Genomic DNA, 12,657 nt, shown 5'->3' with positions numbered 1-12,657 from the left:
GGGGGAGGGATCCCAAACCACTATTGGAACTGACCGGTCAGTTCAAATAGTTTTTGGGGATCCCTCCCCCGCTGAGTGTCCACTCCCGAACAGGCGCCGTCGCTGCGACTGTGCGGGAGTGGACACTCACTGTTGTTTGCGCCGTGCATTCCCCACGGCCACCGAGCCCAGGTAGATGACCGCCAGCAGTCCGAGTGCGCCTATCGCCCACGGCAGCCAGTTCACCGCGCCACCGTTGCCGGCCGGAGCTGCGGCGGGTGTCGATACTGGGGCGGGGGAGCCGGCAACCTCCGGCGCCTGGCTTGAGGACGCCTGGCTTGAGGACGCCGGGCTGGAGGACGCCTGGCTTGAGGACGCCGGCGCGGTAGCTCCGGGCGCCGCAACGGTGGCCTGCGGCAAATCTGCGCTCGTGACGGCCTCGCCGATGGCGAAGCGGTAGCTGCCGCTGACCGGGTGCCCGTCATGGGAAACCACGCGGTAACGCACCTCGTATTGGCCCTGGGGGGCTCCGGGTGCCAGATTCTGACTGAGGGTCGGGCCGTCCAGGGTGGCCGGTGCGGCTGACCAGCTCCGGCCCTGAGCGTCGCTGACCACCACCTCGAAGCCCAGAGGTTGCAGAGATTCGGTGAAGGTCAGGCTCACGCTGCCCGGTGTCTGCTCGACGCGGGAATTCGGTGCCGGAGTGGCGGAGACCAGGCTGTCGTGCGCCGAGGCTTCTGCCGCCCCACCCAGCAAGGATGCCAGGAACAGCACTGCAGCCAGCATGACCCTTGCGGTTCTGATCAGTGGTCTGGCCAGTGGTCCGATCAGGGCTCTGGTCAGGTTCTGGCGGCGTGCTGCAGGAACTGAAAGAACTGGAGCGTGCGGCATAGGAGTTTCCTGGGGGCGTCGATGAATATGAGCACCAGACCCCGCATCGAGTGTCGAGATGATGTCGTTTAGACCACGTCTAAACGACATCATCTCGACACTCGGGGACCGGAATTCCAGTATGGACAGTTTTCTACAGGCTGTCGAATACCAGCAGTGGCTCAAGCGACTCGCTTACAGCCCCAGTTTTTCCAGTAGTCGCAGCCACACTTCGCTGATGGTGGGGTACGCCGGGACGGCATGCCAGAGCCGCTCCAGCGGCACCTCACCCACGATGGCGACCGTGGCCGAATGCAGCAGTTCCGCCACCTCGGGCCCGGCAAAGGTGGCGCCGAGCAGGACGCGCCGCTCGGCATCGTAGACCAGCTGCGCCCAGCCCTGGTAGGAATCCGAAGCCAGTGCGGACCCGGCCACGGCCAGCGGGAGCGAGACCTCGGCAGCGGGCAATCCGGCTGCCGCTGCCTGCTCCAGGCTCAGCCCCACCTGGGCGATCTCCGGATCGGTGAACACCACGCTCGGTACCGCCCACTCATCCGCCGTCTGGGTGGAGGCACTCCAGGGTTGCGGGTCCAGGGGTCCGTGACTGCGTGCCACAATGGCGTCCCCTGTGGCCCGGGCCTCATATTTGCCCTGATGCGTCAGCAGGACTTTCCCCGCGGCATCGCCGACGGCATACAGCCAATCATCTTGGCTCCCGGTGGGCGGTTCCCCACCGGACAGGCCGAGGACCAGTCCGGTGGAGTCGGTGCGCAGGGACTTCGGATCCAGTCCCAGCTGTTCCAGGCCCAGACCTTCCAGAGCCGGATGCCGCCCGGTGGCGACCAGAAGTTCAGCGGCGTGCAGTGTCTCCACACCGGCCGCACCTGCACCGGAGCCGCCCTGCGATGGATGTGACGATCCGGACGGCAGATCCACCTCCACCCCGGAGGCGTCCCTGCGGATCGCCAGGGGACTGACCCCCTGGCGAAGGTCAACGCCGTCGGCGCGCAGGGCACCGACCAGCAGATCCCGGGCGGGTGTTGGCAGCGAGCGCAGAAGTTCGCCGCGGACCAGCTGGATGACCCGGACGCCCAGCCGTGCATAGAGCTGGCTGAGTTCGGTTCCGGAGACCCCGCCGCCCAGGACTATCAGACTTTGCGGCAGTTCGTGGGCGCTGGTGGCCTCCCGGGTACCCCAGAACTCGATGTCCGCGAGTCCTGGAATCGGGGGAACGCTGGGCGCGGAGCCGGTGGCCAGGATGACCGCCTGCCGCGCTCGCAGAACAACGGTATCCGCAGAGGGAGCGCTGACTTCCACCAGGCCGGGCGCCAGAATTCGGGCGCGGCCCCGGCGTACGTCGATCCCTGCACCAGTGGCCCAGTCGACCTGGCCGTCATCGTGCCAGTGCGCGGCAAAGGAGTCGCGGCGCGCCAACAGTGCCGCCACGTCGATCTCCCCTGTGACCGCCTGGCTGGCTCCGGCCAGGTTTCGGGCCGCGTGGACGGCGGTGACCGGTCGGATCAGGGCCTTGGAGGGCATGCAGGCCCAGTAGGAACATTCGCCACCGAACAGCTCCGCCTCCACCAGAACGGCGCTCAGCCCACCCTTGACCACCCGCTCGGCAGCGACCTCGCCGGCAGGCCCTCCGCCGAGGACGACGACATCGTACGTTTCCCTGACAGCTTCGCTCATGCTCTGACCCTGTCACGGTGACCCCGCGGACACAATGGCCTGCCGAAGAAAGCCCGCGGCAGGTAGATACACGCACGATCTGGCATGCTACGTTCAACTCGTAATGAGGCCGGATGTGAGGAGCATCATGACTGAACCAGACCATACTGCGGGCATCAACTATCTCAGTGACCCAGGGCCGGGCAGTGGTTTCCGCACTCCACCCCGGGCACGGCTGATCAGCGATGCCCCGCAGCTGGATCTGAGTGGTCAGTGGGCCTTCCGGTTGCTCCCCGCGGCACCCGGCGGACTGCTGGGCAATCCCGGTATCCCTGATGGTGAGGGTGCCCTCGATTTCGTCCAGCCCGGCTATGACGATGCCGCCTGGGACCGGATCGCCGTTCCCTCGCACTGGGTTCTCCAAGGCCGGGATGAACGAGGTAACGGTCGCTACGGTGACCCGATCTACACCAATGTGCAGTACCCGTTCCCGATTGCGCCCCCGCTGGTTCCCGAGGAAAACCCCACCGGCGACTACCGGCGCGAATTCACCCTGGATGCAGGCTGGATCCCGCAGGTCACCACTGAGGACGGTGGTGTGCTCTCCGGGGTTCTGCTCCGTTTTGACGGGGTCGAATCAACCTACCGGGTCTGGCTCAACGGCCACGAGATCGGCGTGGGCAAGGGCAGTCGCCTGGTCCAGGAATTCGACGTCACCCACGCCCTGCGCGAAGGCAGTAATCTCCTGGCGGTGCGCGTGCACCAGTGGTCCGCAGCCAGCTATCTGGAGGATCAGGACCAGTGGTGGCTGCCCGGCATCTTCCGTGAGGTGACGCTATTGTCCCGGCCCGATGGCGGGCTGGACGACGTGTGGCTGCGCACCGACTATGACGATGGTCAGGGCTCGATCTACCCAGAAATCAACTCCCGCGGTCTGCCCCCGGCTTTCCCGGTCACCCTGGAGATCCCGGAGCTGGGATTCTCCCGGACCTGGCAGTCGGAAGCCGAGGTGACCGGCCAGGTGAAGGTCGGCTCCGTGGCTCCGTGGACCGCGGAGACCCCTCGGCTGTACGAGGCTGTCGTGTCCAACCGGGCGGAACGAGTGAGCCTACGGCTGGGATTCCGCCGGGTCGCCATTGTGGGTGATCAGTTTCAGGTCAATGGTCGGAAGGTGGTTTTCCACGGGGTCAACCGGCATGAGACGCACCCCGAATGGGGGCGGGTTTTCGATGAGGAGCACGCCCGGGCGGACCTGGCGCTGATGAAGCGGTTCAACATCAACGCCATCCGCACCAGCCACTACCCGCCGCATCCGCGGGTGCTGGATCTGGCCGATGAGCTCGGCTTCTGGGTGATCGACGAATGCGATCTGGAGACCCACGGCTTTGAAAAGGACGGCTGGAAGGACAACCCCAGCAACGACCCGCGATGGATTCATTCCTACCTGGACCGCATTGAGCGCACCATCGAACGGGATAAGAACCATCCCAGCATCGTCATGTGGTCGCTCGGTAACGAATCCGGTACCGGCACCAACCTGGCCGCGATGGCTGCCTCGGCCCGCCGCCGCGACCCCGGACGCCCCATCCACTATGAAGGCGACTACACCGGCGACTACACCGATGTGTACTCCAGGATGTACGCCACCCTTCCCGAGGTGGAATCGATCGGTGCGGTCAGCCCGGACGCCCAGGGCGAACCGTTGCTGCGGTGCACCGAGGCCCAGTCGGCCCGTCAGCGATCCAAACCGTTCCTGCTGTGCGAGTACGTTCACGCCATGGGCAACGGGCCCGGCGCCATCGACCAGTATGAAGAGCTGGTCCACACCTACCCGCGCCTGCACGGTGGCTTCGTCTGGGAGTGGCGGGACCACGGCCTGGCGACGCACACAGCGGACGGAACCCCCTTCTACGGCTACGGTGGCGATTTCGGCGAGGTGATCCACGACGGCAACTTCGTCATGGATGGCCTGCTGTTCAGCGACGGAACCCCCTCGCCGGGTCTGCACGAATACAAGGCCGTGGTGCAGCCTTACCGCTTCAAACTGCTGGGCTCCTCCTCAGATGCCCCGAGGGTCTCGGTGCAGAACCTGCAGCACACGGCGGACACTTCCGGGCTGCGTTTCCTCTGGAAAGCAGAGCACGATGGCGCCCTCCTGGCCTCAGGGGAGGCTCACCTTCCGCCGGTCGCGGCTGGCGCAACGGGCGAGTTCCCGGTGCCGTCCCTGGACGAGCTCACGGCGTCCCTCCGGGATGGCGCAGGTCAGCTGCCGGGCGGGGAAATCTGGTTGACCGTCTCCGCGGTGCTGGCCGGGCCGACCCTTTGGGCCGACGCCGACCATGAGGTGGCCTCCGCCCAGTTCGAGCTGGTGCCGGCACCGGTGCGGCTGGCGGCGTCCCGCTGGGGCAGTCCTAAACAGAACCTCGATACCCTCTCTCCCCACGCCACCTTCCGGCTCGGGCACGCCGTCATGGAACACAACCGGCTGGTGGAATTGGCGGGTCTGCCAGTGCGCGGACCCCGGCTGGAACTCTGGCGGGCACCGACAGACAACGACCATGGTCGCGGGCCGGACGGTCGCAGTTCGGCGCAGCAGTGGGAGGCTGCCGGCCTGGACCGGCTCACTCACCGGATGACGCTTGTGGAACGAGGCGTGGGCTGGTTGCGCACGGTGACCCGCAGCGCGGCGGCGAACTCCTCGCACCAGGTGATCAGCACCGAGTTCTGGCAGGAACTCAGCGACGGTTCGGTGTTGCTCTGCTATGACCTGGCCCCCTCTGCCGGATGGGCCGGAACCTGGGCGCGGGCCGGTATTCGCTTCGAGCTGCCCGCAGAGGTGGATCAGGTCAGCTGGTTCGGTCTGGGACCGCACGAATCGTATCCGGACAGCAGGCGGGCCGCTCTCCTGGGTCGGTATCAGGCTGGTATCGATGAGCTTTCGGCACCCTATGCGCGCCCGCAGGAGACCGGACACCGCTCCCAGGTGCGTAGCCTGCAGCTCTCCGCGGGTGGGCGAGCGGTGCTCGATCTTGGCTTGCTCAGCGAGGTGAGTGGGCGCAGGCCGGGTTTCACCCTCAGCCGCCACACGGCCCAGCAGATCGCTGCCGCCGCGCACCCGCATGAGCTGCCGGCATCGTCCGCGAGCTACCTGTATGTGGATGCCGCCCAGCATGGCCTGGGCTCAGCAGCCTGTGGACCGGATGTCTGGCCGAGCCACCAGCTGAGCCCAGGGGAATACAGCATCAGCATCGCCTTCCGCGCGCCCTGAGGGTTGGTTCGCGGCGTGCTCCCGGTTGCGAGATCGATTGACAGCCGGGAGAGCGGCACTGAGACTGAGATCACAGTGGTCCGGTGGTTCGCCGGTACCGTCAGCACCCGGTCAGGAAGCGGAAGTCCAATGTTGCACACGCCCACCAGTACCGATCCACGCGGTCACGCCTCACTGTCCGTCGCCGCCATTCTGGCGGAATCGGCACACCGGTACCGGGACCTGCCCGCGCTCGTCGTGGGCGAGGAGGTGACCAGCTATGCCGAGCTCTGGGAACAGACCAAGGCCTATGCGGGCGCCCTGAAGGCAAGGGGCGTGGGGCACGGTGACCGGGTGGCGATCCTGATGCCCAATGTCGCCGATTTTCCGCGGACGTACTATGCGATTCTGGCCCTCGGGGCGGTGGTGGTACCGATTCATGCTCTGCTGCGCGCGGAGGAGATCGAGTTTGTCCTCCGGGACAGTGCAGCCTCGCTGCTGATCGCGGCAGCACCCCTGCTGGGTCAGGGCGCTCCGGGAGCGGCACTGGCCGAAGTGCCGGTGCTCAGCGTGCTGGAACCGGCCGATGCCGCCACCCAGACCCGGTTGGAGGACCTGGCCGCCGCCGCGGAGCCAGTGCGCACCTATGAGGCCATGCTGCCCTGGGAGACCGCCACCATTCTGTACACCTCGGGGACCACGGGCCGGCCGAAGGGCGCCGAGTCGAGCCACTTCTCGCTCGTCGAGCAGGCGAACACCATGCTGGTGAGCACTTTCACCCTTGGCACCGGGGACACCATACTGGGCACCCTGCCGTTGTTCCACACCTTCGGTCAGACCTGTGTGCTCAATACCGGCCTGCGAATCGGCGCCAGAATCGTGCTCGTACCCCGGTTCACTGGCGCGGTGGGCCTGGAGATGCTGGTCAAACATCGGGTGGATGTGTTCTTCGGGGTGCCCACCATGTACATCGCGCTGCTCGAGGCAGCCAAGAGCAACCCGGAGCGTCCCGCGTTGCGCTACGCCATCTCCGGGGGCGCCTCGATTCCGGTGGCCGTCATCGAGAAGTTCAAAGAGGTCTTCGGCGCCGAAATCTACGAGGGGTACGGGCTCACCGAAACCTCACCCGTGGCCACCTTCAACCACGTCGGTGTCCCGCCCCGACCTGGCACCATCGGCACGCCGATCTGGGGCGTGGACGTGGAAATCGCGCGTCCCGAAGTGGAAGAACGGATCGAGCTGCTGCCCACCGGAGAGCTCGGGGAGCTGGTGGTGCGTGGCCACAACGTCACCAAGGGCTACCTCAATCAGCCGGAGGCGACCCGCGCGGCCATCGTGGACGGCTGGTTCCGTACCGGAGATCTGGGTATCAAGGACGAGGATGGCTACCTGCGCATCCTGGACCGGAAGAAGGACATGATCCTGCGCAACGGTTACAACGTCTATCCGCGGGAGGTGGAGGATGTGCTCGCCCGGCATCCCGACATCGTCACCCTGGCCGTCTATGGCATTCCGGATGACACCCACGGGCAGGAAATCGTGGCGGCTGTGGTGCTCGCGGCCGGGAGCACCACGACGGCGGAGGAACTGGTTGACTATGCCAAGGAGCATCTGGCGGCCTATAAGTACCCGCGGCTGATGGAGATCGTGACGGAGCTGCCGCTCGGTCCCAGTGGCAAGGTGCTCAAACGTGAACTTGCCGCCAGGTATCAGCGAGGCTGAGGCTCAGCAGTCCCGCCTGGGGTCGTGCAGCCGGGTCAGCGGGCGGCGTCGTGGCCGCCAGCCCAGGAGTCCAAGAAGCACGATGCCGCCCAGCAGGGCAAGGCTGGCAAGGGCCAGGGGCACGCCGGGGTCCCGACCAGTCACGGCAAGCTGTCCGGCATCGGCCGTCGTGGCGGAACCAGCCGTGGCGGGCGCCTCGGGGGAGGCCACAGGAGGTGCCTCGGGACTCGCAGGTGCCGCCACCACCTGGAAAGTTGCACTGAGCAGGCGCCCGGAATCGGCACCGGTCAGTTGCACCGTATGCTCGCCCAGCTCAAAGTTGGCGGGAACGGTCCAGCTCATCGACACCTGCCCCGCCTGTGCCACGCCACTTCCGAGGGCGACCGGCTGCGAGTGCACCACCCCGCTGACCTGTTCCGCATCGTAGAAACCACTGCCGCTGAAGGTCAGCGTATCCCCGGGGTGAACGGTCTGGGCAGACAGGATCACCGGGCCATCCGGAGTTGATGCCGGCGGCGCCGAGGGAGTGCCACCCAGACCCATCGCCAGGACCAGAAGCCCGGGCGTCTTGCCGTCCACCCTGGCAGCCAGCGCGGGGAGCGTCACCATCGAGACCGTCTTCGTCGGATCGATCGGCACGGTGCTCTCGAACAGCGTGACGGTGCGCACGTCTTTGCCCGCTGGCGTGTTCCGGTAGCCCATGGTGGTGAGTACGGTGTTCCCGGCGGCGGGTTTGTTGTAGAAGTAGTCACCGGCCGCCAGCGGGAAGGAACTGCTGGTTCCGTCAGAGTAGCTGATGATTGCCGTGCCGCTGGGGGATCCGTTGACGCCGATCACCGCGAAAGCCAGGTACTGTCCGGCACCGCTGAGCGCAATGCTCTGCCCCGTGGACCAGACGGCATTGAGCTTGCCCGCCACAAAGCCGGGCCAGGAATAGGTGATCTGGGCGCCCGTCACCGAAGCCCCTGGCGCGATGCCCTTGGCCGCTTTCAGCGCGTTCGCAGAAAGACTGCTATTGCTCAAGGCCAGATCGCCGGTATACGGGGTGGCGCCATCGGCCGTGATCGCTACGTCGTTGAAGGCCGAGGCCAGGGTGGGGTAGAGGACTCGCAGTGTGCTGGAGACGGTGGCGCTGCCGATCACCGCGCCACCGCGCAGGGCGCTGGCGGTCAACTGGACGGGCCCCGGCGCGGCATCGCTGGGTGGCGTGACCAGCCAGCTCAGAGTGACGCTCTGTCCCGTGGTCAGGGTGCTGGGGACGATGGCGTGCATAGCAGAGACCTGCCAGCCTGCCGGTGCAGACAGTTGACTGGTCACGCCAACCGGAGTGCCAGTGCCCGACCAGGTGAACTGCGCGGTCACGGTGGTTGCGTGGCCGGTGAGCAGGGTGGCGTTGTTCAGCTGCAGGCTCACCGGATGGGCGTCATCGACGATGCCGGGGCCCTGGTACGCGCCCATATTGGGAGCGGCGGTGGCACTCACCGGGTTGCCGTAGAAGTCACGCCCGCCGTTAGTGGCCACGAGCGCACCGGCGCCCAATGCCGGAGAGTCGGCACGGAGCTTGAGACCGTCGGCATTGTTGATGTCCGTCGGGACCGCGCTGGCGTCCACCAGCCCGGGATCAGTGCCGAGCCCACCGGGGTTGGTGCTGCCGTCCGGATTCGTCGGCAGGGGGCCTACGCCGATCAGCAGGTTGTGGTCAAAGTTCAGGACCGGTCCGTGGTTGGTCACCGTCATGGTGGCACCGCGGTTCACCACCACGTTGTTGCGCCAGCTGATCTGGCGCTGGGTGGAGTTGTCATCCTGCAGGAAGAAGCGAGGAGTCACCTGGGAGTTGACGACGGTGTTGTTGTAGATGGACGTCTGCTGGATGTCCCCGGGGCAGAGCTGGAACAGCCGCTCGCCATCGTCCACGCTGATGTTGTAGCGCATTACCGTGCCGTAGGTGAAGGCTCCGGAATAGGGGCAGAGCAGCAGCAGACCGCCGGCGTTGTGGTGGCTGTAGTTGTACTGGAAGATGGTGCGCTGCGCGCCGCCGTCCGCGTCGAAGGACATGCCGTCCTTGGAGTTGCCGCCGCCGGAGACCTCGTTGTACTGCACCACGGTGTCATCGGCGTTGAACGGCCAGATCCCGGCGTTCGCCACTGCGGAGCGCAACTGGAAGCCAGTGAGCGTGTTGTGCTCGATCACGGCTCCTTTCATCGAGTCGACCTTGATTCCGTCACCGGCTATCGAGCTCAGCTGATTTCCACTGATCACCACGCGCGTGCTGGGGGTCCACGGGCCAAGCCCGGAGGTGTCCTGGCTGCCGACCTCGGGACGCTTGTTCCAGGTCGATTTGGTGTAGATGCCCTCACGGTCCACGTCGTGGATGGTGTTGTTCCTGATCGTCAGGTCGTCGAACCAGGTGGGGGTGACGCTGCCAGTCACGGCGATCTGAATGCCAGCGGACCCGGCCAGGCCCTTGGTGTCCCCGCCGCGGACATCGTGGATGGTCAGCCGCTGCAGCAGGTAGCCGGTGCCTTTGCCGAAGTCGTTCAGGGTGAGCCGGAGCCCGTTGCGGACCGATCCCGGATGGGTGGCATTGACGAGCTCCAGATCCTGGACCACGAGGTGCTCCACATTGGACAGCAGCACCGCATCCTGGGCGCCGTTTCCGTCGACGATGGGAAGGGCGCCGGTGCCATAGGCGCCAATGGTCACTGCGGCCGATGCCGTTCCGGAACCCTTGGGCTGGAGCGTTCCCTGGCAGCTGGTGCCGCGGGCCAGCAGCAGCTGATCCCCGGGCTGGAGGGCCACAGCATTTGCCTGGGCCAGTGTGGTGAAGGGGGAGGCCACGCTGCCGTCACCGCTGGGTGCTCCGGGGGCGCAACTGAGGTGGTACTCCGTTCCGGGTCCTGCTGCCTGGGCGTCTGTTGCCTGGGCCGGGGCGAGGCCCAGAGTGGAGAGCAGAAGGCCTGCCACGGTGAGACCGGCCAGCCAGGTGCGCCCGGCGGGGAAGGATGCTCTGGTGCTGCGCTGGACCACTGATGCTCCTTGGATGTGACCTGAATAACAGCCTTCATTCTGTGCGGAGAGCGCCTTCTGAACAACGGAATGAACACATTCGCACAGGGCGCCGTGGCCCTTGGCGTCTCCGGTCCTCGAGGCAGCCGGGTCGCTCGGCGTCTGGCTGAGCACTCTGGGCGTTGGGCGTCATCAAACGCTATTGCTGGACCGTTATTGTTGGACATTGAGTGTGCAGTGTTGCAGGGTTATCGCGAAAAATACCCTGCAACACTGCACACTCAACCGCGTCCGGAGCCCCCGAAGACCTTGCGCCATGGGGAGGGCTGCCCATCGCGACCATCCGGCCAGCAGGGTATCGTCAGTTTGATTGAGTAATCGACGGGGGCACCTTGGCCCTGAAGGAGAGCAGCTGTGTCGGAAATGTTGGGTGCAAATCCGGACAATCTGCGCATGATCGCGCAGGCCATGGAGCAGAGCGCAGGGAAACTCGACTCTGCCCGCACGGATCTGAGCGCGACCTTCAGCAGGGTCCGGTGGCGGGGTCCGGATGCCGCCCACGCCATCCAGCGTTTCCAGCAGAGCCAGTCAGTGAGCTTGCACGATGCCGCAGCGATGCTCCGCGACTGCGCCAAGGGCCTGTACCGCAACGCTGACGAACAGGACAAGGCCAGTGCGGTCGATGGCGGATCGACGGGTGGCGGACACTTCCACCCCCTGCCCAAGAGGGTGGATCATGTTCCGCCGGGATTTGCCGCGAAGAACCCGCCGCTTCACGCGATGCCCAAATTGATGGACCACCTGAAGAAAAGCTCCAGCGACGATGTGTCGGTGGAGCATGGGCCTAACGGTGACAAGGTGACGGTCAGCCATAAGGCGACGGCGGAGGGCACTCAGCCTTTGTCGAAAATCCCCGGGCTGAAGGGGCTGGCCGAAGGGAAAGGCTCGGCAGGCATCTCGGTCACGGACACGCAGAGCGTGGAGACCAAACATACGGATACCAGCACCACCTACAAGATCACGTCCACGCTGGGGGTGGAAGGCAAGGCAGGCTTCGACCTCAAGCACTTCGGGATCAGTGGAACGCTGGCGAATGGGCAGAAGGTAGAGTACTCGATCACCGTCCCCAAGGGCACAGACCCCCTGAGTATCAACCCCAATGACCCGGGCAGCTGGCCTCCGGGGACATCAGTCCAGGTGAATGCCGCGGACACGGCCAGTGCCTCGGTGGGAGCCAAGTATGCGGCCATCGGCGTGGACGGCAAGGTGGTCGGCTCGGAGGGCACCAGCCAGGTGGTGAGCAAAGGGGCGGACGGTAGGATCACCGCCATGACCGGTCCCACCGAAGCAGTGAGCAACAGTGCCGAACTCTCGGTCGGATACAAGGATGTCAAGGCGTATTTCGGTGCGAACCATGACCTGACTGGCACTTCCTTCCGCTCAGCAACCTTTGATCCGTCCACGCCGGAGGGCAAAGCTGCCCTGAATCAGTACCTGAGCGGCGCAGGCCTTCCCCAGCACGATGGCGCCGGTGTCAGCGACAGTGTGACCATCAACAAAATGGACTACAGCAGTGGGCAGAAGATGGGGATCAAGGTGCCGGGGTTCGACTTTTCCGTCAAGGGGGACGACTACACCTCGAACATCGTGGCCACCACCCATGGTGATGGCACCACGGAGCAACAGTGGACGGTGCACAACCCCGGCGCCCCGGACATGAAGGCGACGGTCTCCTTCGACGCCCATCAGAATCCCATCCCTGGATCGACCAACTACTCATACACCATCCCGCACCTCTCTGACATCGAGGCCCAGATGCTCAATAACAAGGCGTTTTCCGGTTTCGACGGCAGTGGTTACAAAGCCGGGGACAGCGTGACGATCAGCCTGACCGGCGATCAGATGAAGGCCGCACAGGACATGGCGAAGGCTGCGCACGAAAATATCATCCAGAGCACGGGGGATACCTCGGTGCTGGGCCTGAGCAGCAGTGACGCCTCCACAGGTCAGTTCGCCCTGGCGATGCAGAATGCCGGTGCCAGCAACCAGGGGCTGGTGGACAGTCTGGCCCGGGTGAACCAGCAGGCTGCTGGATATACCGGGCAGGGTGGTCCGCAGGTCAAAGCCTTCCCCGGGACCCTGACCAAGAATCACTGAGGGCC

6 protein-coding genes are annotated in these 12,657 nt (G+C 65.6%); 3 read left to right on the top strand and 3 right to left on the bottom strand.

Features of this window, described 5'->3' with window-relative positions:
* Nucleotides 1–126: 126 nt before the first annotated feature.
* Both QQM37_RS06015 and QQM37_RS06010 read right to left on the bottom strand, forming a co-directional pair.
* On the bottom strand, nucleotides 127–870 hold the full coding sequence (locus QQM37_RS06015; RefSeq protein WP_285725678.1) for a copper resistance CopC family protein: 744 nt from the start codon (nucleotides 868–870) through the stop codon (nucleotides 127–129).
* 174 nt (nucleotides 871–1,044) lie between these two features.
* Complete coding sequence (locus tag QQM37_RS06010) at nucleotides 1,045–2,541, bottom strand: dihydrolipoyl dehydrogenase family protein (protein WP_285725677.1); 1,497 nt, start codon at nucleotides 2,539–2,541, stop codon at nucleotides 1,045–1,047.
* A 127-nt stretch (nucleotides 2,542–2,668) separates the two neighbouring features.
* Here QQM37_RS06010 and QQM37_RS06005 point away from each other — a divergent pair, with 127 nt between their 5' ends.
* Both QQM37_RS06005 and QQM37_RS06000 read left to right on the top strand, forming a co-directional pair.
* Nucleotides 2,669–5,788, top strand: coding sequence for a glycoside hydrolase family 2 TIM barrel-domain containing protein (locus QQM37_RS06005; RefSeq protein ID WP_285725676.1), 3,120 nt, complete (start codon nucleotides 2,669–2,671; stop codon nucleotides 5,786–5,788).
* A 129-nt stretch (nucleotides 5,789–5,917) separates the two neighbouring features.
* The gene (locus tag QQM37_RS06000; protein ID WP_285725675.1) at nucleotides 5,918–7,489 is read left to right on the top strand and encodes a long-chain-fatty-acid--CoA ligase; all 1,572 of its coding nucleotides are present in this window, start codon (nucleotides 5,918–5,920) and stop codon (nucleotides 7,487–7,489) included.
* 3 nt (nucleotides 7,490–7,492) lie between these two features.
* On the opposite strand, the gene QQM37_RS05995 is transcribed toward QQM37_RS06000, so the two are convergent.
* Nucleotides 7,493–10,516 (bottom strand): NEW3 domain-containing protein, encoded by a 3,024-nt coding sequence (locus tag QQM37_RS05995; protein WP_285725674.1) that lies wholly within the window; start codon nucleotides 10,514–10,516, stop codon nucleotides 7,493–7,495.
* A gap of 393 nt (nucleotides 10,517–10,909) precedes the next feature.
* On the opposite strand from QQM37_RS05995, the gene QQM37_RS05990 reads away from it, so the two are divergent.
* Nucleotides 10,910–12,652, top strand: a complete 1,743-nt coding sequence (locus QQM37_RS05990) for a hypothetical protein (RefSeq protein ID WP_285725673.1) — start codon at nucleotides 10,910–10,912, stop codon at nucleotides 12,650–12,652.
* Nucleotides 12,653–12,657: the final 5 nt, after the last annotated feature.

The organism is Psychromicrobium xiongbiense, from assembly GCF_030271165.1.
GTDB classification, from domain to species: domain Bacteria; phylum Actinomycetota; class Actinomycetes; order Actinomycetales; family Micrococcaceae; genus Renibacterium; species Renibacterium xiongbiense.
Note: the sequence above shows the minus strand (reverse complement) of the source record. Positions and strands in the feature narration are given on the sequence as shown.

Bases quoted from the DNA above. Each gene is read 5' to 3' on its own strand.
- QQM37_RS06015 (WP_285725678.1), bottom strand. From the start codon at position 870: ATGCCGCACGCTCCAGTTCTTTCAGTTCCTGCAGCACGCCGCCAGAAC.
- QQM37_RS06010 (WP_285725677.1), bottom strand. From the start codon at position 2,541: ATGAGCGAAGCTGTCAGGGAAACGTACGATGTCGTCGTCCTCGGCGGA.
- QQM37_RS06005 (WP_285725676.1), top strand. From the start codon at position 2,669: ATGACTGAACCAGACCATACTGCGGGCATCAACTATCTCAGTGACCCA.
- QQM37_RS06000 (WP_285725675.1), top strand. From the start codon at position 5,918: ATGTTGCACACGCCCACCAGTACCGATCCACGCGGTCACGCCTCACTG.